The organism is Colwellia sp. MB3u-45, assembly GCF_014077005.1.
GTDB lineage: Bacteria > Pseudomonadota > Gammaproteobacteria > Enterobacterales > Alteromonadaceae > Cognaticolwellia.
The window spans coordinates 145,816-170,812 of sequence record NZ_JACGVC010000046.1 but is presented as its reverse complement, the minus strand read 5'-3'; the positions used below and the strand labels follow the sequence as shown (position 1 = coordinate 170,812).

General features: G+C 39.1%; 19 protein-coding genes. 10 read left to right on the top strand and 9 right to left on the bottom strand.

The features are described from left to right. Positions 1–289 precede the first annotated feature (289 nt). Positions 290–496: a cysteine-rich CWC family protein gene (locus H4J41_RS17820; protein ID WP_182135885.1), complete on the bottom strand. Its 207-nt coding sequence runs from the start codon at positions 494–496 to the stop codon at positions 290–292. Between the two features lie 278 nt (positions 497–774). Here H4J41_RS17820 and H4J41_RS09510 point away from each other — a divergent pair, with 278 nt between their 5' ends. Continuing rightward, on the top strand, positions 775–2,721 hold the full coding sequence (locus tag H4J41_RS09510; RefSeq protein WP_182135884.1) for a DNA topoisomerase III: 1,947 nt from the start codon (positions 775–777) through the stop codon (positions 2,719–2,721). Between the two features lie 294 nt (positions 2,722–3,015). Here H4J41_RS09510 and H4J41_RS09505 read toward each other — a convergent pair whose 3' ends face one another. After that, positions 3,016–3,645, bottom strand: a complete 630-nt coding sequence (locus H4J41_RS09505; protein WP_182135883.1) for a GNAT family N-acetyltransferase — start codon at positions 3,643–3,645, stop codon at positions 3,016–3,018. A gap of 459 nt (positions 3,646–4,104) precedes the next feature. Between H4J41_RS09505 and H4J41_RS09500 the strand changes: the two genes are divergently transcribed. From H4J41_RS09500 to H4J41_RS09470, 7 genes are all read left to right on the top strand, one after another. Then, on the top strand, positions 4,105–4,353 hold the full coding sequence (locus H4J41_RS09500; RefSeq protein WP_182135882.1) for a DUF3297 family protein: 249 nt from the start codon (positions 4,105–4,107) through the stop codon (positions 4,351–4,353). A gap of 604 nt (positions 4,354–4,957) precedes the next feature. Further along, complete coding sequence (locus H4J41_RS09495; RefSeq protein ID WP_182135881.1) at positions 4,958–6,010, top strand: porin; 1,053 nt, start codon at positions 4,958–4,960, stop codon at positions 6,008–6,010. Between the two features lie 221 nt (positions 6,011–6,231). After that, on the top strand, positions 6,232–7,218 hold the full coding sequence (locus H4J41_RS09490; protein WP_182135880.1) for a TRAP transporter substrate-binding protein: 987 nt from the start codon (positions 6,232–6,234) through the stop codon (positions 7,216–7,218). Between the two features lie 97 nt (positions 7,219–7,315). After that, on the top strand, positions 7,316–7,954 hold the full coding sequence (locus H4J41_RS09485) for a TRAP transporter small permease (protein WP_182135879.1): 639 nt from the start codon (positions 7,316–7,318) through the stop codon (positions 7,952–7,954). Next, positions 7,951–9,348 (top strand): TRAP transporter large permease, encoded by a 1,398-nt coding sequence (locus H4J41_RS09480; RefSeq protein ID WP_182135878.1) that lies wholly within the window; start codon positions 7,951–7,953, stop codon positions 9,346–9,348. The genes H4J41_RS09485 and H4J41_RS09480 overlap by 4 nt, the downstream gene beginning before the upstream one ends. 182 nt (positions 9,349–9,530) lie before the next feature. After that, positions 9,531–11,369, top strand: coding sequence for an ATP-binding protein (locus H4J41_RS09475; RefSeq protein ID WP_182135877.1), 1,839 nt, complete (start codon positions 9,531–9,533; stop codon positions 11,367–11,369). An 11-nt stretch (positions 11,370–11,380) separates the two neighbouring features. After that, complete coding sequence (locus H4J41_RS09470) at positions 11,381–12,739, top strand: sigma-54 dependent transcriptional regulator (protein ID WP_182135876.1); 1,359 nt, start codon at positions 11,381–11,383, stop codon at positions 12,737–12,739. 302 nt (positions 12,740–13,041) lie between these two features. On the opposite strand, the gene H4J41_RS09465 is transcribed toward H4J41_RS09470, so the two are convergent. The 5 genes from H4J41_RS09465 to H4J41_RS09445 form a co-directional block, all read right to left on the bottom strand. Next, the gene (locus tag H4J41_RS09465; RefSeq protein WP_182135875.1) at positions 13,042–13,548 is read right to left on the bottom strand and encodes a LuxR C-terminal-related transcriptional regulator; all 507 of its coding nucleotides are present in this window, start codon (positions 13,546–13,548) and stop codon (positions 13,042–13,044) included. 80 nt (positions 13,549–13,628) lie between these two features. Beyond that, positions 13,629–15,398, bottom strand: a complete 1,770-nt coding sequence (locus tag H4J41_RS09460) for a DUF5666 domain-containing protein (protein WP_182135874.1) — start codon at positions 15,396–15,398, stop codon at positions 13,629–13,631. 415 nt (positions 15,399–15,813) lie between these two features. Then, positions 15,814–17,223, bottom strand: coding sequence for an aldehyde dehydrogenase family protein (locus H4J41_RS09455; protein WP_182135873.1), 1,410 nt, complete (start codon positions 17,221–17,223; stop codon positions 15,814–15,816). 60 nt (positions 17,224–17,283) lie between these two features. Continuing rightward, positions 17,284–18,924 carry an acetolactate synthase large subunit gene (locus tag H4J41_RS09450; RefSeq protein ID WP_404842462.1) on the bottom strand — a complete coding sequence of 547 codons (1,641 nt, stop codon included), beginning with the start codon at positions 18,922–18,924 and terminating at the stop codon, positions 17,284–17,286. Between the two features lie 147 nt (positions 18,925–19,071). Further along, positions 19,072–20,826 carry a S9 family peptidase gene (locus H4J41_RS09445; RefSeq protein ID WP_182135871.1) on the bottom strand — a complete coding sequence of 585 codons (1,755 nt, stop codon included), beginning with the start codon at positions 20,824–20,826 and terminating at the stop codon, positions 19,072–19,074. A 476-nt stretch (positions 20,827–21,302) separates the two neighbouring features. Here H4J41_RS09445 and H4J41_RS09440 point away from each other — a divergent pair, with 476 nt between their 5' ends. Continuing rightward, positions 21,303–21,728: a hypothetical protein gene (locus H4J41_RS09440; RefSeq protein ID WP_220460982.1), complete on the top strand. Its 426-nt coding sequence runs from the start codon at positions 21,303–21,305 to the stop codon at positions 21,726–21,728. Between the two features lie 341 nt (positions 21,729–22,069). Here the strand turns inward: H4J41_RS09440 and H4J41_RS09435 are convergent, their stop codons facing one another. Both H4J41_RS09435 and H4J41_RS09430 read right to left on the bottom strand, forming a co-directional pair. Continuing rightward, a complete protein-coding gene (locus tag H4J41_RS09435) occupies positions 22,070–22,831 on the bottom strand; it encodes an ABC transporter permease (RefSeq protein ID WP_182135870.1) in 762 nt (253 codons plus the stop codon). Beyond that, entirely contained in the window at positions 22,828–23,745 is a 918-nt protein-coding gene (locus H4J41_RS09430; protein ID WP_259364532.1) for an ABC transporter ATP-binding protein, read from the bottom strand. The genes H4J41_RS09435 and H4J41_RS09430 overlap by 4 nt, the downstream gene beginning before the upstream one ends. 410 nt (positions 23,746–24,155) lie before the next feature. Here H4J41_RS09430 and H4J41_RS09425 point away from each other — a divergent pair, with 410 nt between their 5' ends. Beyond that, the gene (locus H4J41_RS09425) at positions 24,156–24,971 is read left to right on the top strand and encodes an ABC transporter substrate-binding protein (protein WP_182135868.1); all 816 of its coding nucleotides are present in this window, start codon (positions 24,156–24,158) and stop codon (positions 24,969–24,971) included. Positions 24,972–24,997 lie beyond the last annotated feature (26 nt).

Below are 24,997 nucleotides of genomic sequence, written 5' to 3'. Positions count from 1 at the left end.
CGCTTGAGGGGCTTTTTTAATATTCTTTTTATGCCATTCTTCACTGAATAACTGCCGTAAAATAGTTAATATGCGCTCTTTTTTCCCATGAAAATTCTGCGAGTAAAGCTGATTGTTTGTCTTCCCAGCGCCAAGTTAGCTCATCACCTCATAGTGTTGTTATGGTGCTAAAGTTAGTCTCTTGTTTTGTTTGCTTATGTGACACGAAAATTCCTTTTTATTCATTTATTTAAGCAAGTAATTAGGTGAGCATTTAAGTTAAATGATTTAAAAATACCTAGGTATGTTTTTAAGACTTGTTGATCACCTTGTTAAAGTTGAATTTATCAATGCAGTTTTTACAGATACATGATTTTCCAGATAAGGCTGGTGGCACTTGTGTCAATAATGCGCGTTTAACATCACGACTTACGCACCAACAAGGTTCATTACCATTGACCGCACATAAATTATTTTGTTGGCATAAAGGGCATTGGCTGGTATCAATGGCAGGCATTAGCACTATTGCTCTAGATTAAAATTATTAAGCTTAAAAATAGCATAACTTCACTAACAGTAAAATATTTAGCGGTAACTTTAGGCGCTGTTGTCGCTAATTGTTGTGTCTTAGGTAAAATTACCTGGCTAAGCACTGGCAAGAGCAGAGACTGCTGGTCAGCGGTGCTACAGAAAGTTATTAATCAGCAACTTTTGCTTAGCTGTATAAATAAACAGTTTTAAATGCTAGGCTATCTAAAACATCAGCAGCCTTTGCTCTATAGGTAAGCCTTCATCTTGAAATTATATATCGCCGAAAAACCAAGCTTAGGTCGGGCAATTGCCGCCGCATTGCCAAAACCTCAAAAGAATCATCAAGGCTATATCGCATTGGCCAATGGTGACGTAGTAAGTTGGTGTATTGGTCATATTCTTGAACAAGCAAATCCTGAAGATTACGACCCCGCATTTAAAAAGTGGCAAATGGCCCATTTACCGATTGTACCGGAGCAATGGCAACTAAAACCTAAAGCACAAACCCGGTCACAGCTTACCCTGTTACGAAAACTGGTTAAGCAAGCAGACGAAATTATTCATGCCGGTGATCCTGACAGAGAAGGTCAACTGTTAGTTGATGAGGTTATTGATTTTTTCAAGGTATCAGCAAAGAAGAAGCAAAATACTAAGCGTTTGTTAATTAGCGACTTAAATCTACCCGCAGTGCAAAGATCGCTGGCTAACTTACAAAGTAACCAATTGTTTATGCCCTTATCAATTTCTGCTTTAGCGCGCTCAAGAGCAGATTGGCTATACGGTATTAACTTAACGCGAGCTTATACCTTACAGGGGCAAAAAGTCGGTTTTAATAGCGTGTTATCTGTCGGCAGGGTACAAACGCCGATTTTAGGTTTAGTTGTGCGACGCCAACAAGAGATTGACCATTTTGTCGCGAAAGACTTTTATGATGTGCACGCACACTTAGAAACCAGTAACCAAGCGCAATTCATTGCAAAGTGGCAACCCAGCGAGGCCTGCCAACCGCATATGGATGAAGAAGGCCGTGTGCTTAATCGTGCTTTAGCTGAAAACGTTGTCCGTCGTATTGACCATAAAACCGCTGAAGTGAGCTCAGTGATTGAGCAGCAGAAAAAGCAAGCAGCCGCATTGCCTTATAGTTTATCCGCACTGCAAATTGACGCGGCAAAAATATATTCATTGAATGCCAAGTTGGTATTAGATGTTTGTCAGGCATTGTATGAAAAGCATAAACTGGTGACTTACCCTCGTTCTGATTGTCGCTATTTACCCACTGAACATCACGCTCAGGCTAAAGGCATTATTGCCATGTTAGCCAGCGCAGATGAAGACTATGCTAAGTTTGCGCAAGGTGCTAATAGCTCGTTAAAAAGTAAAACTTGGAATAATGCCAAAGTAACCGCTCATCATGCCATTATTCCGACCGAGAAATCAGCGAATAAGTTGTCGTTGAACCCATTTGAAAAGCAAGTTTATTTTCTGATTGTTCGGCAATATTTAGCACAGTTTTATCCGCCATATCAATATAACCAGTGTCGGGTTGAGCTGCTAATTGCCGGGGGTAAATTCTTAGCGAATGCGAAAACCCCGATTGCCCAGGGTTGGAAGGTGTTATTTCAGCGTGCAAAAAATAAGCCTGACAATGCAGCGCAAGACAATGACGAAAAGCTTAATAATCAACTATTGCCAAAATTAGTGAAAGGCGAGCAAATACTCTGTCGTCATGGCGAACTCATCAGCCGTATGACACAAGCACCTAAGCCGTTTACTGATGCCAGTTTACTGAGTGCCATGACCGGCATTGCTAGGTTTGTCAGTGATAATGAGATAAAAAAACTTTTACGAGAAAACGACGGTTTGGGTACCGAAGCAACGCGTGCTGGTATTATCGACTTATTATTTAAACGTGATTATTTGCAGCGCCAAGGCAAGAATATCAATGCCACTGTGATTGGCACGTCACTGATCAATGCCTTGCCTGTTGCGGCTACCATGCCTGATATGACCGCTCACTGGGAAGCCACACTGACTAATATTAGTGAGAAAAAAAGCCGTTATGAAGATTTAATCACTCCTTTAACATCAACTATAGCGCAGATGGTTAAGCAGTCAGAGCAGCAGTCATTTGCCCAATTACCCAAAGTGGCTTTTAAGCCTAAGTCAAAAGCCAAAAAGCACAACACGTGGAAAAAAGCCGCGGTTAAATAAAGCCCATTTTTATTGCTCAACATAGTTATACCTTTGGTGAAGGGTGCAGGTGATAAGATAAGTTAGGATTAAGCTGTTAAGTTGATGCGACAAGCATTGGCCTTTACCTAATATTATGCCTTAACAATGACTGTTGAATAATGTCCCTAGCTATTTTTTTATCGAGCAAAAAGACCATTAATGAGCATTAAAAGGCACAGGGATAGACAGATACAAAAGGCAGATAGAAATTTTCAAACGCTGCAGGTGATACTCGTGAACTAGGCATGTTCACGAGTATGTTAATCGCTAGTATTACAAGAGGGTTTGTGGGCTAGCGATAAAGACTTTAAAAGGTAAGGGTGCTTCTAACGCGCTGTCATCTATAGCTAAATAACTAAAACCAGACTGTTCAAAGAACGCGCTTAATGCTTCAGTGCTTAACTCGTCTGCGGTTAAGTTCATGGCCTGATAATAGGCGGTATTTTCAGGTGTTTCGCAGTCTTGTGCATCAACAAATAAACTCATTGGCATACACAGTGCCGAAATTGACTGTACTTTGCTGTAGTGTTGGGCAATTTCTTTTAGTAAAAATTTCGCAACACCCTGCTGGCGATATGCGGGTAAGACACTAATAGCTTCAATTAAGATATGATCTTTGGCTTTAGTATCAATTTTTGCCTGTAACTTTTCGACTAAATCTGCCGCGACATGTTGTTTTTTAAAAAATAAATTTAAGGGGACTTCCCAGTCGGTAGCATCGTGCTGGCTTAATAATTCATAGCTTTCGTCAGCACCACGGTGCTTATTTAAAGTAATTATTTCAATTTCTGCTTTAGCAATAACTTGGTTTTCGTCATTTTTAACATTAATTTCTTGTGCTAATTGCCAGTCAAAGGCACTTTTTATTTCTGGTTTATTAAATTCTATGGTTAAGTTCATCATATTTCAGTGCTTAGCTTAACGGTGATATAGCACCGGATAACAAGCGACTGCCTTAAGTGGTTGGCACAGTAAATTTAAGGCAAAAATTTTGCGATTACTGCAGATTTTCATGCTCTGGCCCGTTTATACCACTAGTATGCCTGTCATACCAGCGTTTGATTTTTTAAGCGCTAGGCAACGAGAGGCTAATGTTTAAAAACTATGGATGATAATTTTTCTTGATAAATGCGTCTTAAGAATATAATTTAAGCGATTGTTAGTTGTTGCCATATTAAGATTCTAATGAAAATTTTATATTGCTGTCTTAGATAGTCCTTGCTTGCGAAAGGTAAATGTCTAACCCAGCATCTAATATCAAGCAATACAGTTAAAATAGCTTTTAAATACACCAAGCACTATTGAGGGGAATGCTTATATTGCCTACAATAGCGCACTTTTTATTTACTACAGGTCACCAACATGAATGACACTAAATCGCTACCCGCTTTACCCGATCGTCTTTCGATCAATCCCCGTAGCCCACATCATGTGGCAGAAATTTTTGAGCATGACATTGGTATTACGCTCAACGGCAAAGACCGTTCAGATGTCGAAGAATATTGCATTAGTGAAGGCTGGGTAAAAGTCGCCACACACAAAGCATTAGATCGTCGTGGACAGCCACTTTTGATGAAGGTAAAAGGCACTGTTGAAGCGTTTTATCGTTAATCACTATTAATGAAAAGTCGGTAACCTAAGAGCCTCGTCCAAGAGATATTGTACGGGGCTTTTTATTATCAATATTGTTAAAACGGAGAAAAAGCAACTCAAAGCTCAGCCGGCTGTTTTAAGCTGAATACCCGCTATTGGTTGTGAGTATTACTGATTAACTACCTCGTATTTACCCATTATTCATCATGAAAAAGTAGATCACTTAATCAGTGTAATGGCTTTAATTTAACTGTTTCTAGTTATGGATAAATTTTTTAACAGAGTAAGATTGCTCGCCTGTCAAAGCTAACGTGAGTATTTACTTAGACGCTCATCAGCGATTATTTTTCTAAAAATAAACAATTGCAGTCTATGGGTGGAAATCCGCCAAAGGCTGTTATGTCTACGGGGTCATTATCCGCCACCGCTAACAAATCCTTTCTCATTCTCGACGCTAGTATTAATTTAACTCATTGTTTTTAATTAATAATAAAATATATTTATGCAAAATTAAAAACTGGATTAAAGCTTGCAACACTCCTGATACAACAAAGTAAGGCTGTGCACTTTATTACGCTACTTCGTTGTAAAAAATAAAATAATAAAACAATGGGAATATTGAATGATAAACAAGAGAACAATCAATTTAGCAAAAAAAGTTTGTGTAACCGGTATATTGCTTGGTGCCACTAACGTTGCAGTAGCAGCAGAAGGCGATATTAAAACATCTTTCTACGGCTCATTACGTCTTGGTATGGATTATGTCGACGCAGGCACCGCAGATGATGCTGCTAATGGTCGAGATTTTCTTAGCCGAGTTGGCACTAAAGCTTCCGTTGACCTTGGTAACGGGTTAACCGGTTTAGCTGTAGTTGAATATGGTATTCGTGGTGAAGATGGTGTCAACTTCAAACAAAATAACCAACCCGGTTTACGCCAAGCATTGGTGGGTTTAAAAGGTGGTTTTGGCACCGTTACTTATGGCTCACAAACCCTTCTATGGCATAAGTTTGTTCGTGGTTCCTATTTTTCTGATGGCTTAGATTCTCTACGCCAAGGCTCTATTCGTGATGATGACTTTTTACAATGGCAGAGAAGCTCAGGTAATTGGAAATATGGTGCAGCCATTCAAACTGAAGGGCAAGACGGGGATTCATTTGACCAATATCAAGTAGCGGTAGAATATCAGTCTGGCCCTTTAAAATTACAAACCGCTATCGCTTCAGATCAACGAGGTGATAACACAGGTAGTCTTTATGGTGTGCGTGGTTGGTACAATGTTTCAGATAATTTCACTATTTCTGCTTTTTATCATCTTGCTGAAGCCGATTTTGACCTCTATGGTGGTAACTCATCAGGTAATGTGAAATTAAAATCTACTGCAAGTGGCAATGATGTAGGTGGTGTAACATCATGTACAGGTGAAGAACGTTCAACGGCAGGTTTATATGGTAAGTGGAAATCAGGTAAAAACCAATTTCACACCCGTTATGCGGTAAATGCTTGTGATGTTAAAGGTGACGTTACGTCGATTAAGGTCGAATATGTTCGTCAGTTTTCAAAAACATTTAAGTTGTGGGCTTCTTTTGAACAACTCGACAATGATGAATCAAGAAAGCCAACTTCAGGCCAAGATTTATCAGAATTTCAACTTGCAGCACGTTTTGACTTCTAGTTAGTCACTATCTAAGGCTCTGATGTAATTGTCGTCTACTCGACGACAATTACATCAATTGCTATGTTGAGTGTTTTAGAGGTAGTTTACGCTGATAAGTCTAATAAACCTCTAACACTGGAATAGACTAATTTCGAAAAATCGAGCTGATTATTACCGAATAAAGCTGGATAGATAAATCGTAATAAATTGAAATAAACAAATTATAATAGGAACATATTATGTCGTTTAAAAAAAGTATCATAGGTACCACTACCGCACTTTTATGTGCATTTGCATTTAATGCCAGTGCCGAAGCTATCAAAATTAAATTTTCACATGTTGTGGCAGAAAATACCCCAAAAGGCCAAATGGCACTTAAATTTAAAGAATTAGTTGAAAGCCGGCTCGCGGGTAAAGTAGAAGTTGATGTTTTCCCAAACTCACAACTATTTGGCGATAATAAAGTACTGGAAGCAATGCAGTTAGGTGATGTGCAACTAGCAGCACCATCGCTGTCAAAATTTGATAAATATACTAAAAAATTGCAAATTTTTGATTTACCATTTTTGTTTAGTGATATTCAAGCGGTAGATCGTTTTCAACAAAGTGCAGCAGGTGAAAAACTACTTAATTCGATGAGTCGTAAAGGCTTACATGGATTAGGATATCTGCATAATGGCATGAAACAGTTATCTTCAAGTAGTCCACTTAGCGTACCTAGCGACGTTATAGGCAAAAAATTCCGAATTATGACTTCTGATGTACTTGCTGCACAATTTGAGGCTGTTGAAGCTGTACCGGTTAAAAAGCCATTTTCGGAAGTATTTACTTTGCTTCAAACTAAAGCTATTGATGGTCAAGAAAACACTTGGTCTAACATATATTCTAAAAAATTCTTTGAAGTTCAAGATTTTATCACTGAAAGTGATCATGGTGTGTTGGATTACTTGGTCGTAACTTCAAAAGAGTTCTGGACCTCACTACCTGACGATATTCGTGATGAATTGAAAGTATCGATAGACGAAGCAATCAAGTATGGCAATAGTATTGCTATTGAAAAAGCAGAACAAGACAAACAAAAAATTATTGATTCAAACCGCTCAACTATTATTTATTTATCTAAAGAAGAGCGCCAAGAATGGGTTAATGCGATGCAGCCTGTTTGGAAGCAATTTGAAAGCGAAATAGGAAAAGATTTGATTGATGCTGCAATAGCGTCTAACTAATCTGTTGTACATTTCTGTAATGATATTGGGCAGTTCAAGCCCAATATCATGGGTCAATTTAGACTAAGTATTAACACTCTTATAGGTAAAAATTTTTATGTTTTCAAAAATATCTAACTCTTTAGAAGAAGGTATTATCAGCTTTCTGCTAATTAGTATGACACTGCTAGTATTTGCAGAAGTTATTGCTAGATTTATTTTTAATACCGGCTTTATGTGGATGGCAGAAGCGACCCTCACTTGTGGAGCTTGGTTTGTATTATTTGGTATGTCATACGGTGTCAAAGTAGGTGCGCACATCGGTGTTGACTCCTTTGTCAGATCACTACCACCAAAAGCGAGAAAGGCTACTTCAATTTTTGCCGTCTTGATCTGTCTTTGTTACTGCAGCATGTTTCTATATGGCAGCAGTATTTATTTAAATAAAATGTACAGTATCGGACTTCCTATGGACGATATTCATTTACCAGAATTTATTATTAATTCCCTTGACCCCGACACCGCGTGGAACTATTTAAAAATTGATGTGGAAGACCCTTTGATGCCGCTTTGGATAGGACAATCTATTTTATTGCTCGGCTTTGCATTGTTATTTTTTCGTTTTTTTCAATTATTAATCAACATAATTAATGGCACAGCAGATGGTTTTAAACTTGCTGACGAGTCAAAAGAAAGCATGCACTTAATTCAAGAAGAACCCAGTGTAGACACTGGCAAGCAGGAGCAAGAAAAATGACCATCGCCGCGCTATTTCTGACGCTATTTTTAGCCATTTTAATTGGTATGCCAATAGCTATTGCTTTGGGCTTTTCAAGTATAATCACCATTTTATTCTTCTCAGATGACTCCATTGCCTCCGTTGCCTTAAAAATGTACGAAGCCACCTCTGAACACTACACGTTATTAGCTATTCCATTTTTCATTTTGTCTTCGGCATTTCTTTCTACCGGAGGCGTTGCCAAACGCATTATCGACTTTGCAATCGCCAGTGTAGGCCATATCCGTGGTGGCTTAGCAATGGCCTCTGTATTGGCATGTATGCTATTTGCTGCTATTTCTGGTTCGTCACCTGCCACGGTTGCCGCGATAGGTTCAATTTGTATCATTGGTATGGTGAGAGCCGGTTACCCTGAAAATTTTGCTGCGGGCGTGATCACCAATGCCGGGACATTAGGGATATTAATTCCCCCTTCAATTGTTATGCTGGTATATGCTGCAGCGACAGAAGTGTCTGCCTCAAGAATGTTTATGGCTGGATTGGTACCTGGCCTAATGATGGGCTCTATCTTAATGATAGCCATATACATTATTGCTTGTAAAAAGAAATTACCATCGCAACCATTTCCGGGTATTAAAACGCTATTACGTTCTGGTGCTATTGCTATGGGTGGTTTGGCACTGATTTTTATCGTGCTAGGTGTTATTTATGGTGGTGTTGCTAGCCCAACAGAAGCGGCTGCTGTTGCCGCTGTTTATGCTTATCTTGTTGCGGTGTTTGGCTATCGTGATATTGGGCCACTCAAAGGTGTTAAGTGGCGCAATACAAAAGAGTCAGTTATTCGAGCCATTGCACGTAACATAGGTTTAATGAGTTTAGCTTTACCACAAAGTGTCACCAATAAAGAAGTCAGACGGGTAGTTTTAGATGGGGCAAAAGTCAGCATTATGTTGTTATTTATCATTGCTAATGCAATGTTATTTGCTCATGTACTGACGACCGAACGTATTCCACATATTATTACCGAGACAATAATTGCTTGGGGATTGTCGGCATGGGCTTTCTTGATCATAGTCAATATCTTGTTATTAATTGCCGGTAACTTTATGGAACCTTCAGCTATCATTTTAATCATGGCGCCGATTTTATTTCCTATTGCGACACAATTAGGCATCGACCCTATCCACTTTGGTATTATTATGGTGGTTAATATGGAGATAGGCATGCTGACGCCTCCGGTTGGTCTCAATTTATTTGTGACTGCAGGTATCACGGGAAAAAGTATGGGTTGGGTTATCAAAGCCTGTTTACCATGGTTAACTTTATTACTGGGATTTTTAATCTTGATCACTTATGTCCCTCAAATTTCACTAGCATTTCCAGAATATATCGATAAGATCAATGGTTACTAATATGAGATAATATGCGATTAAATAACTAGCCATTTAGTCAACATTTACGACCTATAGTCAGTGGATATAATTGCTATTCACCCTGTCTTTTTATAAGGCGGGTTGGTAGCAATCACTCTGGTGGTTTTTAGATTAAATCTAATCAGTAGAGTAGATAACTTGAATTATGCTGTAGGTTGTCAATGACAAAAAAGAGTCAACGCGAAAAAAACTTTCTAATATTAATTGTGCTTGTTGTTGGCTTAGTACTTACTATTAAGTTGGTACAATTAAGTGGGTTACGCGCTGCCTACAACAGCATGCATCAACAATCTACTCAACAACTAAATAACCTCATCAATTATATTGAAAATACCTTAGGTCGATTTGAAAAATTTCCAGAGGTTTTGTCGACACATCCTTTATTACAGGAGGTATTAGCGCACCCTAACGATTTGATAAAACGCGATAAGCTCAATTTATTACTTGAGGAAGTCAGTGGAGTCACCCAAGCCTCAGACATTTATTTAATTAATGAAAATGGCCTAACACTGTCTGCCAGTAATTGGCGAAAAAAGAATTCTTTTGTTGGCAGTAATTTAAAGGTAAGACCTTACTTTTTACAGGCGATGACTGGCGTATCATCTCATTATTACGCTGTGGGGCTCAGTAGCGATAAAAGAGGTTATTATTTTGCTCACCCTGTGACTTATCAAGAACAAGTTATTGGTGTTGTTGTTGTAAAGATAAGTATTGCCGCGATCGAAAACCAACATGAACAACTGATAAACGGTGATCTTTATAACTTCCTTATTGTTGCTCCGGATAATGTTATATTTATTTCTGACCGCAAAGAGTGGCGATTAAAGAAAATTAATTTTTTAAGAGAAAAGACTGATTCAACACCTTTAGACCTAAAGCGTTATGCTAGTCGAGATATTCAGCAACTTGACTTAACTAAAATTTCCAGTCCTTTTTTCCCTCCGACATTAGACGCTAGTTTATATCAAATTAATGATAGCTCAACTCAGGAAATTATTTTTGCTCAACAAGCAAGAATGGCAGATGCAAATTGGCAAGTACATATATGGAGCTCGTTAAAACCAATAAATAGTGAAGACTCTTTTTTAACTATTGTCAGCATTGGCGGTTACTTGCTTTTGGTGATATTGGTATTATTTATTAAAGAACGTATGAAAAATAGCCAGCAATTATACCAAGCAAGGTTGTTATTAGAGCAAAGAGTTAAAGAGCGCACAGAAGATTTGACCGCCATTAATCACAAACTTTTGGCGGAAATTGAACAACGTGAGCACACTCAAAGACAACTTGAGAATATACAAGAAGAGTTAATTCAATCAGCAAAGTTGGCGGTGATTGGCAATATGTCAGCGAGTATTAACCATGAAATTAATCAACCGCTGACGGCACTGAAAAGTTATTCGCAAAATGCACTAACTTATCAAGAAAGAGGCATGACCAACAAGGTGACCGGTAATTTAAAACATATTATTGGGCTTATTGACCGTTTAGCCAGTATTGTCAGTCAATTTAAAAACTTCACTAAAAAAAGTACGGGAATACATATCCCTGTGTATGTTCAAAAGTCAATCAACGAAACTTTAGCCATAATTAAACATCAAGCACAGAACGAAAGAGTGCAAATATTTTTTAAGGTTCCTGAGCAAGTTTTTTATATTATGGGAGACGGTATACGTTTAGAGCAAGTGTTTGTAAATATTCTCAGTAATGCTATTCAAGCAATGAAAGATATTGATAAAAAACAAATCTATATACAAATAAAACCAATAGATAGTAATGTGCAAATATTGTTTAGGGATAACGGTCCGGGTATTTTAGATACCAATATAGATAAAATATTTGAGCCTTTTTTTACCACGAAAGAAAGCTTTGGCCTTGGTATCGGCTTATCTATTTCACAACGTATAATTGAATCAATGCAGGGGCAATTAATTGCAACAAATCACTGTGAAGGCGGTGCTATTTTCACCATTTCTTTACCACTACACCCGTTTAAATAGGACAGTTAGCAATGGATATAGATAACTTAGGCAAAGTTTTTATTATTGATGATGAAGAGCACATTCGTGACGCCATTGAACAATTGCTTGAATTACAAAACTATAATGTTCGTACATTTTCCAATGCTGATAGCTTAATCGTCAACTTAGACAAAAACTGGCCTGGAGTGATCATCAGCGACATAAATATGCCAGATATGGATGGCCATCAATTGATGGAAAATATTAAGCAAATTGATCGCGATTTACCGGTGATTTTATTGACAGGGTTTGGTGACATTTCTATGGCCGTTGAAGCGATTCAAAAAGGTGCTTATGACTTCATTGAAAAACCATTTGAAAACGAGCATTTATTAGACGCAGTTAAGCGCGCGCTAGATAAGCGTACTCTTGTTTTAGAAAACAGGCAATTACGCAAGCAGCTCGAAACACAGTCTTCACCGGGTCCTAGAATACTGGGTAACACGCCTGCGATAGTAAAAATGCGTAACGTGCTCGACAAGATTATTGATGCGCCTGCCGATATTATGATTAACGGCGAAACGGGCACAGGAAAAGAATTGGTTGCGCGCTATTTACATGATCATAGTACTCGTAAAAATAACAATTTTGTGGCGCTTAATTGTGGTGCAATACCTGAGAGCCTTATTGAAAGTGAGCTTTTTGGCGCGGAGTTAGGAGCATTTACGGGGGCAGATAAAAAACGTATTGGCAAATTTGAATATGCCAATGGAGGCACTATTTTTCTTGATGAAATTGAAAGCACTCCCATGGCGCTACAAATAAAGTTACTGCGCGTGTTAGAGGATAGAGAAGTTGTACGCTTAGGCTCTAACACCCCTATTAACCTCGATATTCGTGTTATTGCGGCGACAAAAGTCGACTTATTAGCATTGTGCGATCAAGGCGGCTTTCGACATGACCTCTACTATCGCTTAAACTTGCTTGATGTCAACATTCCACCATTGCGGGAAAGAATAGAAGATATTCCATTACTGTTTCTACACTTTTCCAGAGTTGCTTCGGCACGTTTTCACCGAGAGCTAATACCTTTATCTCAAGCACATATTACCAAGTTACTGACGCATGATTGGCCGGGAAATGTCAGAGAATTACGTAACCTAGCAGAACGTTACATTTTGATGGGAGAAGAGGCAACGTTTGAGAAGGAAGATAACCATACTTCAACCATTAACGTTAATGCCGGTCTTACTAAGCGGGTAGAGTTTTTTGAGCGTTCACTTATTCATGAAGCTTTACTCAGTAACGAGGGCAGTATTAAAGACACCATGGCGTTACTCTCATTACCAAGAAAGACCCTTTACGATAAAATGAAAAAATACGGTTTACATAAAAAAGAATTAAACTGATGATAAACCCAGAGATAAAATATAATTTGACCTACTTTCAGCGGCTTACATATTGATAATCTAATAAATAGCTTATGTTGCTGTTCTAAATAGTATTTTTTGTTTGAGGCAACATACCTAACTAAGCACCCTATTAAGCGAATAAGATGAAATGCTGTTTGAAATACGCCAAGCACTTTTGAGATTATAATGCTTATATCACCACCGATAGTGGCCTTTTTATTTACTCGCTATCGGCACGAGTATTAGTCATCGACATTAACACTAAGTATTAGCACTAGTTATCACTCAGGGCATTAAGATTAATGCTTGGAATCTACTTCCCAAAATTCAAAGAAAATTGCTGCCAGTTCATGCCGGCCGCTTACTTGGGCTTTTTTATAAATCGACGAAGCCTGGTTACGCACTGTTTTTTCTGATTTTTGCATTAGCGAAGCAATTTCAGCAATCGTTAAGCCTTTTAAGAGAAAAAGCGCAATATCATGTTCTGCCGCTGTGAGTTCCCAAATAGCGAATTGCGCGTTAATGGCATCAAAAAAACTGTGCTTACTTCTTTCTAATTGTTCATTGAGTATTTTTTGCTGGTGTTGGCTGGAATCTAATTGTCGCAGTAAATAGTTAGTTTGCTTGCTGCGGGTAAAAATATCTTTCATGAGAAAGATAAAAAGTGATAACGAAATAATAACCAGAGTGAGCTCTTGTGCTAAATGAATGTAGCTAACTTCACTTTTAAAATCGACATAAATATCTACCAGTTTAAAGCCAATGATAAGTGAAAGGGCCAGTGATATTATTTTATCTTTATGCATTTTAATCCCATAAAAAAAGCGAGGATAAACCTCGCTTTGTTGCTACACTCCTTTGAATTTAATCATCGATTCAATTCGATTCAATTCGATTCAATTTCAGCTTCTAATACGCTAATGTAGGTGTTTTCAACCCATACACCCTCAATCTCTACCGTGGTATTAACGGATATTGCATTCATAAAGTCAACTAAATTAACGTTTTGATCATTGAGTTCTAAGCGAGCGCTATTATCTAAACGTATTTCATAGCCATTAAGTGTAAAGCTAGTTGCGGAGAGTAATTGCGATACCCGACCTTCGATTTCTACGTAACCTTGACCAGTATCATCGTTGGATGAATCGTTTTGGTCGTCTGATGAATCGTCTGATGGGTCATCGCCTTGTAAAGGTGACTCTAGTTCAAGTTTGTTAATCACTAATTGATTATTACTATCGTAGTAACCTTCTACTTCGACAGAGATACCTAGTACGAGCGCATTGATGAAATCATCCATGGCAACGACAATATCTTGATTAAGATACAGGCTGCTACTATTCAACAAAATCCTTACACCATTAACCGTGATTGATGACGCGTCGAATGCACTGACAACCCCTTCAATTTCCCACTCATCGTTAAATTCGCTGCTGTTTTCTCGCTCAATTCGCTGTATGACTTTAACGCCATCAATCAGCGCAAACACTATTTCAACCGCATCATTAACTTGGAGACTTTGTAAATTAACATATTGATCGTCATCATCTTCAAAGCGGGTATTAATACTTAACTTATAAGCTTGGCCATACAGGGTAATTAATTGATTATCTCGATCAATTTGCTCAATATTGCCTTTAACTTTGCCATCAGAACGATATTTGTCTGCTTCAAATTCAATACGTACGACTGCTTTGCTAGTCGATAATTCGAGTTCAACAAATACACCCGCTATTAAGGCATCTGCTGTGCCACCTTGGTATTGAACTGTATCAGCAAGCGTAAAGCTATAGCCATTGACAGTGATGGTGTTGTTCGTGGCATCGAACGCCGATACTATGCCTTCCACTTCATAACGAGAGAACTCTTCTGCTGAAGAGTCGCTATTGTCGTCAAACATCTCGGTTTCAATATGAGATGCGATAATCGTTTCGTTGGCTAGAACACCTTCAACTTTGACTAAAGCCCCATTACTCAGTTCCCCTTCAATTGAGGCGGTATTGTAGTCAATAATCAATTGATTTAAGCGAAAGGTTCTATTCGTAGTATTGAGCTGTTCAATTAATCCTCGGGTATATTCGGCCTGGTCATTACTGGTATCAGCGTCAAGCTTGATCATAGTGGCAAGATAAGAATTATCCTGTCTTAAATAGCCATTAACTTCTATTCGCTGAGCCACAGACAAGTTAGCTTCAGTAATATCAATAAAGTGAGTCAGGTTGTTATAGGAGATTAACGTGCCGGCGACAATAATGGTTTGGTTATCTCTATCTATCGAGCTCACCACGCCTTCTACTTCAGACTCATAAGTCACTCTTGAGGCTTCGGGAGTCTCACTATTATCGTCGCTTGAAGCAATAGTCACATGCATACCTACTTTCAACAACGAAACATCAGCACCACTATTGCCATTGATATTGATGTCAGCATTGTCAGTAAGATAGCGTATGCCATCAACATAAACACTGCCAAAACCAGTAATAACACCGGTAGAGGAGACTAAGCTAGATGAACTTGCAATAGGTGCTGGTTGGCTTGGTGAAGCGATCGGCGCTGGAGTGATAGTCGTTTCAGAGCCACCTGAGCCGCCACAACCCAAAAGAAGTGTTGCGGTAATTATATTCAGTGAGTAAATCTTTTTTTTGTTGTAAGACATTAGTGCTGCTACCTGTTGGTTAATCTAATTGATGCCAAGATACCAAACACTAAGTTTTATTCACATAGGTTGAATGACCTATAGGCCTATTTTTAAGCGCTGTAGCCTGATAATTAATAACTAAAAAGATATGTAGTGACTATTTCTCTATCAAAGTGGAAAGTTGATTACGTGACATAATTACGTGAAATAATTACGTGATTGTATTAACGCTTCAGCACAGGTAGATTTATTTTCAAGTTATGTTTAGTCACACTTTATCTGTTGGCATAATAACGCTGCGCAGATGTTGAACGAATTATCGCGGTGCAATATCACGGTGCAATAATTTTTAAGTTACCTAGTGTAAAAAAAAGAGTCGCTAATAATTAGAGACTCTTTTTTTAATGGATAGTTATAGCGCAGATTATTAACGTTAGAGCTTAATAACTGCCATTTTATCCTGAGACATATCGTGCATGGTATAAGCGATACCACCGGTATTATAACCCGATTGTTTACGTCCAGCGAAAGGCATCCAATCAACACGAAAAGCCGTATGGTCATTGACCATTACTGCTGTAGCGTCCAATGCCTGTACCGCTTTCATGGCTATATCAAGGTTTTTGGTAAACACCGAGGCTTGAAAGGCATATTCCAACGAATTAGCTTGAACAATGGCTTGGTCAATATCGTCATAGCCATAGACACAAACCACAGGGCCAAAAATTTCCATGGTAGATACTTTGGCATCAACGGGGGGGGCAAGTAGCACGGTGGGCGCATAAGTGCTTTCACCCAGACGTTTACCGCCGGTGACTAGGGTTGCGCCTGCCGATACGGCTTCATCAACCCAGGCCTCAACACGATCAACTTCTTTAGGACGAATAAGTGGCCCGCATTCGGTCGCTTCATCAATTGCGTTACCGACAATAATTTTTTCTGCGCCGTCAGCCAACATTTGTGCGATAGCGCTGGCTTGCTCCCTAGGCGCAAAAATACGTTGTACAGACACACACACTTGTCCTGAATGATAAAATCCGCCTTTTAGTAAACTTGGGATCATCGCTGCAATATCGGCACTTTCTTCAATAATAACTGGGGCAACTCCGCCATGCTCTAATGCACAACGTGTACCGGGCGCCAATTTAGAGCGCAACATCCAGCCTATTTTGGCTGAACCAATAAAACTGAAAAAGGCGACACGAGGGTCGGTGATCATTTTTTCAGAGATAGACGTTTCGCACATAATAAAACGGCACCACTGTGCCGGTAATCCGGCTTGATGTAAGATATCAACAAATGCTTTACAAGATAATGGCGTATCTCGTGCAGGTTTAACTAGCACAGGACAACCGGCAGCTATCGCTGGCGCGACTTGATGGACAATTAAATTTAATGGATGATTAAACGCTGAAACAGCAACCACAACACCAATAGGCTCTTTGGTCGTAAAGGCGATTCTGCCCGCACCAGCTGGGGTTAAATCCATTGGGATTTGTTTACCGGTTAATGCTGATATTTCTTTCGCACAAAGCTCTACGCCGTCAATAGCTCTAGTAACTTCTACACGGGCATCAACTAGCGGCTTTCCGCCTTCACTGGCGATTAAAAGCGCTAATTCATCTGCTCTTTGTGAAATCAATATCGCTGTTTTTTTGAGAATATTGATCCGCTCAAAGGCAGGAAGCCATTGCTGGCGGTCTTTAAATAGTTGCTGAGCAGTGGCTAAATCTTTGTCAATATCATCCCAGGTGACTAAGGGTAAAGACCCTAAGTAAGTTTGATCATAAGGGTTAACAATATCGAACGTTTCAGCGCTTTTGCTTTTGTCTAATTCGGTCATAATATGCTCTTTAATAAGTTAAAAGTCGCTTGTTAACAAGCCATATAAAAAATAATAGCTCTATAGTAAACAAACCTTTGCTGCCAATTCATCCACTAATACTTTTTGATTTTCAGAGTAATCAACGGGCAGTTCTACCAGGTGAACTCCGCCAGCTGAAAATGCTTTTTCATAAGTAGCAATAATATTGTCAGCAGAAGTGATTCTATGACCGGTTGCGCCATAACTTTCTGCGTATTTAATAAAGTCAGGATTGTTAAACTCTAAACCCCAATCAGCAAAACCAGAACTGGTTTGCTTCCAACGGATCATGCCGTAAGCATTGTCATTTAACACGGTGACCACTAAGTTCAAGCCTAAACGAATAGCGGTTTCTAATTCTTGTGAATTCATCATAAAACCGCCATCACCACATATTGCCATCACGCGTCGGTCAGGATTTAGCATTGCAGCCATCATACCTGACGGCAGGCCTGCTCCCATGGTGGCAAGGGCATTATCAAGTAATACGGTATTGGGTTGATAAGCTTTATAGTTACGGGCAAACCAGAGTTTATACATACCATTATCTAAAGCGATAATATCTTTTTCGCCCATCACCTTGCGAATATCAGCTACAAAGCGTTGTGGAATAATAGGAAAACGCTCGTCATCTGCTCCCACTTCAATATGCTGCTCAATGGCGAGTTTTATTTTATCAAAATAGCTTCTATCGAACTCAACCTCTCCGACTAACTTATTTTTTAAGGCATTAACAGAAGCGGCTAAATCGCCAATAATTTCTAATTGTGGAAAATAAACTTGATCAACTTGGGCAGATTTATAATTAACATGAATCACTTTCTTAGCGCCTTCTTCCATAAAAAATGGCGGCTTTTCAATAACATCATGGCCAATATTAATAATTAAATCTGCACGTTCAATGGCACAATGTAAATAATCGCCTGCTGATAACGCTGCAGTACCTAAAAATAGACTTGAGCGTTCATCAACTACGCCTTTACCCATTTGCGTAACAAAGAACGGAATACGTGTTGAGTGAACAAAGCTACACATTGCCTCTCGAACATTTTGCCTATTTGCGCCAGCGCCAATTAGTATTAAGGGCATTTTAGCGCTTTTTATTAAGGCTACTGCTTCTTCTAGGGCCAAATCATTAGGGCTAGCGTAAAGCCGTTTATGGGGGTGCATTACTCCCGGGGTACATTCTTCAGCGGCAATATCTTCGGGTAACTCTAAAAGCACCGCGCCTGGGCGTTCTTCTTCACAAAGGCGGAAAGCTTCGCGCACTAATGAAGGAATAGTATCACCGTGGACAATTTGTTTAGACATTTTACAAATAGGATCAAACAAGCCAACTATGTCGATAATCTGGAACTGGCCTTGCTTTGATTTTTTAATCGGCTTTTGTCCCGTGATCATAATTAAGGGCATACCCCCTAAGTGAGCATAAGCGGCAGGCGTTGCTAAATTTGTTGCTCCAGGCCCCAGTGTAGCCATGCAAACACCGGCTTTGCCAGTAAGGCGACCATAAGTAGCCGCCATAAACCCAGCACCCTGTTCATGGCGAGTTAAGACTAATTTAATGGATGATTTTCGTAAGGATTCGACCATCTCCAAGTTTTCTTCTCCTGGTACCGCAAATATATGGTCTACCCCTTCAGCTTCCAGTGCTTGCACAAATAAATCAGATGCTTTTATCTTGTTATTATCACTCATAATTTTTCCTTTATCAGTCTGCAGACAATGATGTTAAAAATTTTTACTTAGCCACATTATCATTAACAATACTGAAAAGTATCTGCAGGCGTATTAATAACAGAATAATTTTAGCGGGTGAAACATTAATCAAAATGCGTAATGTGTTGCTTGACTCGCCACAATCACCCAAGTGATGATCATGGCGTTAATAAAGCCGCCGGTATAAACCCGACCGGTAACACGGTAGGCGATCGTAAAAACGACTGACGCTATGGTCATTAATGGCACAAACTGCAATGCGATAATCGACCACAATGGCTCACTGGCTATTAACAGTGTCTTACCCATTAGCAGCGGCGTATATTGTGCGATCAACAACAGCAGATAACCAAGGTTCAATAACAGCCAGTTCACCCCTAGCTCCTGACTAAAGCTCCAGTTATCGCGCCGCAGTTGGCCATGTAACACGGTAGCCACAATGATAAAAAACAGGCTGAACGGAAGCAGATATAACAGAGCAATACCCATTTGCAACGGGCTTAACAGTTTGATGGCAAAGACCCAAATACGATAGTCGACATCAAATAAATAGTCGGTTAATACAAGCGATGTATAAAGTACGCCAACAACAGAAAATGCCAATAAAAATGAGTGCGCAATAGAGGATAATTGCACTCGGCCGTGCCAAGTTAAGCCATAGCTTGCAAAACTAGCTCTGGTTTTACGGTTCAACAAAAAATGCCAAAGTAGAAACAGTGACATTGAAATAAGCCCAGTCAGCAGTGCCCATACTATAATTTGAGTGCTGATGTTTTGAGCGAACAAAGCTGATGCTTGCCATCCTAGCGTTTCGCTGATGCCTTTAAACGGGAACAGTGTTAGTGCCGGCAAGGTGGTAAATATCAGTGCGCCTAGCCACCAACTTCGTCCGGTTAAACTGAACAATTTAGGTGTTGATGCTTTAAGTGAATTGAATGTTGAGGTTTGAACTAGCCTGCTTAGGGCAGGCGCGATGAGTATGACCATACCGATTAAAGCCAGTAATGTGCCGATTTCTTTCCATAGCCAAATTTGGTCGGTGGATGGAATGGGATGTGCACCGGCTAAAGTTTGATCAAACCAGTCGATAGCATGTCCTATTGCTACCGATGAAAAGTGAACGCCAGGATGAGTAACCGCTGGTTGATGAAAAATGCGTGCGCTACCGTCTGCAATATTGCCATAAAGTTTGCCCGCAATGACGTCTTCAGGGGTATCAAACAGAGTTTTAATTTTATCAGTTTTTATGATGTCTGTTGGTATATCAACGCCCCACATCAGCGATGAAAACTCATCGTATTTGGAAAAAATAACCGCGATATTACGCGGCCAATCTGGAGTTCCTTCAGGCGCACCATAAGTACCGGGTGATGAACCCAGTATCACCAATGATTGGTAATCGTTTGGATAGACACCGGCGGCCACAAGTGATGCCCAACCGCCCATAGAGTGACCTTCAAGGCCAATATTATTTTGATCAACGAACGGCAATGTCTTGATATAAGCCAGTGTATCTATACCGCCAAAGCCATTAGCGAAAGCGGCGGGATCTGAATAACCATGGCCGGTTTGATCCGGCGCTAGTACAACGTAACCACGTCGCGCAAACTCGAGGGCAAAAACTGCTTGGGTTTCATTTGAGTTGATATAACCGTGTGTAGCAACAATGCCAGGTGCTGGGTTTGCGTTTGAAACGCTATTAGGTACGTAAAGCCGTGCGTGGGTAATAATGCCGTCGTTGCCGGCAAAGCGAACATGACTCACTTTTACCGTACCGCCATTAGTTTGTATTTGATTAGCTAGAAAGCCGCCAGACAGGATCAGTGCCACAGCTAATATCAGCACTCTGGGATAGTATTTCATCTACAGCCTTAAGGTATTTATTGTCTTTAGAAAGACGTGAAATTTTTGAATCTTATGATGTTATTCTGCATTGCGGAATTAAGTATTGCAATATTTTAAACAGTATCAGGATAGGCAGTAAGTTAATTAACCCTATGTTACTGCAAAATTTTATAGATAATGATGATGTAATGAGCGATTATGAGCAACACCAAGCCCTAAAATGACAACAAAACATAAATGGCTGGCAGTGTTATTAAAATCAGGGAAATGGCAACAGCGTGCTGAGCTTAAATATCTATTGCGAGTGCGGCTTTATCGCGTCAATACGTTTCACCCATTAATGCACAACTCATGTAACTAAACACAACGAAAACATAGGTAAGGCAACTTTATATGTCATCTAGAGTAAGACTGATTCTTTCTGCCCTTATCTCATTTTTTTCTATTTCGCCTGGTCATATTGGGCTAATAGTATTGCCAGTGATGATCAAGCATTGGTCTTAAGATCGGCGTTAGTACAAGGTACATTAAGTGCCACTATTACGCTTTTATTTACTTTTATACTGGAAAAGCTGGTATCAAAATTTGGCCAAAGTTATCTATCTTTAATCTTTATTGTGCCTATTATTTGCACGGTACATGCTAAAACCAAACAAAATATCGCTATTTTTAGAAGCTTCAGAAACGCCTTAAACAGCTCGGCCAAATACCTAAGTAACAACGCGATACCCGGCACCTTGTTGGTACCACTGTTGCCGATAGCGATCCAATCGAGTATTGCTATCGGGGTTAACTTCGTTAATCAAACCCCCAACTTATGGTTAACTGTTGCCCCTAGTATAGTAATTACCGCTATTTATGGCTATGTCTATACTTTTACCTTGCTGGCTAAGCCGACTGAGCCGGTTTTATCAGAGTAAACATTGGTACTTATCACTTGTGGAAAGTAGGGTGCGTTGGTTGTTTCAAAAACCATGTTGTGGGACGAGATTGAATGAGTGTTGAATGAGAGTCGAGTGATAGCCAAATAAGTGCCATAGAGACACTTATTCACCATAGTTTATCTTGAGTAATTTGGTTGGCAGGCTCAGGCAGTATTTTGCCTAATTATGAGTCACTATCATTAATAACTTGACCATCAAGCGGTTGAATCATTAGCTTTAAATACCGAAATTAACAGGCATAAAAAATATAAATTTTCAGAAAAACACAGCATGTTTAAACAGTAAAAAATGCTGTGTAATGTTTTAGCTTAACCTTATTATTTTCTTATCTGATAACCACTTTTAAATATCCAAGTAACCGCTAATAAACACAAGGCTAAAAAGCCGCCCATCACACAAAGACTTGTGATTAAACTTACATCAGCCACTTCATAAAAACTCCATCGAAAGCCACTGATTAAATAAAATACCGGGTTAAACTGCGTTACTGTTTGCCAAAAGGGCGGCAACATACTGACAGAATAAAAGGTGCCTCCTAAGAAAACTAGTGGGGTAATAATAATCAGAGGGATCACTTGTAGCTTCTCAAAATTGTCGGCCCAGATACCAATAATAAAACCAAACAAACTAAAGGTAATGGCGGTCATCACTAAAAAGAATAACATCCAAAAGGGATGGGCTATTTCAAGTGGAACGAAAAAATGCGCGGTGGCTAAAATAATCAAGGCTAATAACGTTGACTTAGTCGCTGCCGCACCAACATATCCGAGTAACACTTCAAAAGAAGATACTGGTGCAGAAAGTAATTCATAAATAGTGCCGGTAAATTTTGGAAAATAAATACCGAATGACGCGTTAGAAATACTTTGGGTTAATAGCGATAGCATTATTAATCCCGGTACAATAAAAGCACCGTAGCTAACGCCACCTATTTCAGTGATACGAGAGCCAATCGCCGAGCCAAAAACCACGAAATAAAGTGAGGTAGAAATTACTGGAGAAATAATACTTTGAAAAATAGTGCGTTTAGTACGAGCCATTTCAAATTTATAAATAGCCGCAACAGCGTAACGATTCATGTTGTTTCCCTTACTAATGAGACAAATATGTCTTCTAGTGAGCTTTGGTCGGTTTTGATATCTTTAAAGGCAATACCGGCAACTGACAAATGCTGCAGTAAAACAGAAATTCCCGTGTGCTCTTCGGTGGTGTCATAACTATAAATTAACTGCAGTCCATCATTTTTAAGCTGTAAATTAAAATCAGCGATATTGGCGGGTATTTCAGTTAAGGGTTCTTTTAAATCTAGGATCAACTGCTTGGTACCTAATTGATTCATTAACGTTATTTTATCTTCAACCAAAATAAGTTGACCATTTTTAATCACGCCAATACGGTCTGCTATCTCTTCCGCTTCTTCAATATAATGTGTGGTTAAAATAATAGTGACGCCATCGTCACGTAATTGTCGTACCAATTGCCACATGTCTTTGCGCAGTTCTACATCAACGCCTGCCGTGGGTTCATCTAAAAATAAAATAGCCGGTTCATGAGACAGTGCTTTAGCAATCATCACTCGGCGTTTCATACCGCCAGACAACTCGATGAGACGGCTATCTTTTTTATTCCAAAGTGACAATGATTTAAGTGTTTTTTCGATAAAAGCGGGATCGGGTTTTTTGCCAAATAAACCACGACTAAATGACACAGTAGTCCACACTGTTTCAAAGGCATCTGTGGTCAACTCTTGTGGCACTAAACCAATAAGTTTACGGGTGTGTCGGTAATCGCTAACAATATCTTTACCGTCAACAGTGATTTGTCCAGAGGTTGCATCAACAATGCCGCAAATAGCACTAATGAGTGTGGTTTTACCGGCACCATTAGGGCCTAACAAGGCAAAAATTTCAGCAGGTTTTATTGATAAGTTAATATTATTAAGTGCTTGAAAACCACTAGCATAAACCTTATTAACATCGGTGATTTGAATCATTGGCTGCAAGATTATTTTCCGTCAAAATTTGAATGCTACTAAGGTATACGAGATGCCCTATTGATGGCTAGGAAAATCATTAAACTAACCGGCTAAATTTTTCTGCAGGCTACTCACTCGTAGCAAAAAATGGTCGCTCTTTATCAAGCAGGAGCATGCCAGCAAAGACTAAATTAGAGACCATAGCTCAGCGATAGTATGCTTGATGACAACAAAAGTTTTACCTTTGAAGTACGCGATTAAAAATAACTCTTCCCAACAGATAAGAAAAAAAGTGCTAAAAAAATATAGTATTTGTGCAATAAAAATTCAGTAACCTGGCTAGTTAATCATAGGACGATGAATTTAATATATAAGAATATAGCAGTGCTTTAGTAAAGGTAATATAGGTATCGATCAGCTTAATTAATATGCGAAATTTTGTTATCATGATTCACCAAGAGCTTGATATTCATCTTTTAATGAAAAAATTTATTTTAAAATCAATGGGGTTGTTTTTTTTATTGCTGCCTCAGCTAAAGGCATTTCAATATCCATCATCTATTGAAAATATTACTTTTTACACCGAAAATTACCCACCGGCTAATTATATAGAAAATGATAAGCTTAAAGGGATTTCAGTCGATACATTAAAGGCGATATGGAAACATCTAAAGCTACCAGAACAAAAAATATTTTTAGTACCTTGGGTACGTGGCTATAGATTTACCTTGGATAAAAATAATACCGCTTTATTGACTGTGTCTAAAACTCAAGCGCGTGAAGGTTTATTTAAATGGGTAGGGCCTTTTTTCTCCTCTACTTATGTTTTGATAGCAAAAAAATCAAAAAACTTTAACTTTTCCAGTTTAGGGCAAGTTTTTGACAATACCGTTGCAACAGTGCAAGGTGATATTTCAGAAATATCACTGCAGCAAGTGGGTTTTCCCTCGCCGAATATGGCAACAACGTCTCAATTAAAACAAGCCTTTCTAATGATGCAAGCAGACCGTGTTGACATGATCGTTGTGGCTACTCATGGTTTTGCCCATTTAGCGACACAACTTAAGTTTGATGTTAATGAATATGAACAGGTGTGGGTGGTTAACAAAAAGGCAAATTACTTGGCATTTAATATCAATACACCAGATAACGTCATAGAAACTTATCAAACAGCCTTTGACAGTATTGCCAAGCAAAGATTAAGTATTAAAGAGCATTATAAGTTATCTCAAGCTGATTACTAATGAGATGATTTTTCTGCCAGGGTCGT

What these genes read in the sequence shown, in the direction of transcription:
- H4J41_RS17820 (WP_182135885.1), bottom strand. Translation starts at nt 496, where the DNA reads ATGCCTGCCATTGATACCAGCCAATGCCCTTTATGCCAACAAAATAAT.
- H4J41_RS09505 (WP_182135883.1), bottom strand. Translation starts at nt 3,645, where the DNA reads ATGATGAACTTAACCATAGAATTTAATAAACCAGAAATAAAAAGTGCC.
- H4J41_RS09500 (WP_182135882.1), top strand. Translation starts at nt 4,105, where the DNA reads ATGAATGACACTAAATCGCTACCCGCTTTACCCGATCGTCTTTCGATC.
- H4J41_RS09495 (WP_182135881.1), top strand. Translation starts at nt 4,958, where the DNA reads ATGATAAACAAGAGAACAATCAATTTAGCAAAAAAAGTTTGTGTAACC.
- H4J41_RS09490 (WP_182135880.1), top strand. Translation starts at nt 6,232, where the DNA reads ATGTCGTTTAAAAAAAGTATCATAGGTACCACTACCGCACTTTTATGT.
- H4J41_RS09485 (WP_182135879.1), top strand. Translation starts at nt 7,316, where the DNA reads ATGTTTTCAAAAATATCTAACTCTTTAGAAGAAGGTATTATCAGCTTT.
- H4J41_RS09480 (WP_182135878.1), top strand. Translation starts at nt 7,951, where the DNA reads ATGACCATCGCCGCGCTATTTCTGACGCTATTTTTAGCCATTTTAATT.
- H4J41_RS09475 (WP_182135877.1), top strand. Translation starts at nt 9,531, where the DNA reads ATGACAAAAAAGAGTCAACGCGAAAAAAACTTTCTAATATTAATTGTG.
- H4J41_RS09470 (WP_182135876.1), top strand. Translation starts at nt 11,381, where the DNA reads ATGGATATAGATAACTTAGGCAAAGTTTTTATTATTGATGATGAAGAG.
- H4J41_RS09465 (WP_182135875.1), bottom strand. Translation starts at nt 13,548, where the DNA reads ATGCATAAAGATAAAATAATATCACTGGCCCTTTCACTTATCATTGGC.
- H4J41_RS09460 (WP_182135874.1), bottom strand. Translation starts at nt 15,398, where the DNA reads ATGTCTTACAACAAAAAAAAGATTTACTCACTGAATATAATTACCGCA.
- H4J41_RS09455 (WP_182135873.1), bottom strand. Translation starts at nt 17,223, where the DNA reads ATGACCGAATTAGACAAAAGCAAAAGCGCTGAAACGTTCGATATTGTT.
- H4J41_RS09445 (WP_182135871.1), bottom strand. Translation starts at nt 20,826, where the DNA reads ATGAAATACTATCCCAGAGTGCTGATATTAGCTGTGGCACTGATCCTG.
- H4J41_RS09435 (WP_182135870.1), bottom strand. Translation starts at nt 22,831, where the DNA reads ATGAATCGTTACGCTGTTGCGGCTATTTATAAATTTGAAATGGCTCGT.
- H4J41_RS09430 (WP_259364532.1), bottom strand. Translation starts at nt 23,745, where the DNA reads ATGATTCAAATCACCGATGTTAATAAGGTTTATGCTAGTGGTTTTCAA.
- H4J41_RS09425 (WP_182135868.1), top strand. Translation starts at nt 24,156, where the DNA reads ATGCGAAATTTTGTTATCATGATTCACCAAGAGCTTGATATTCATCTT.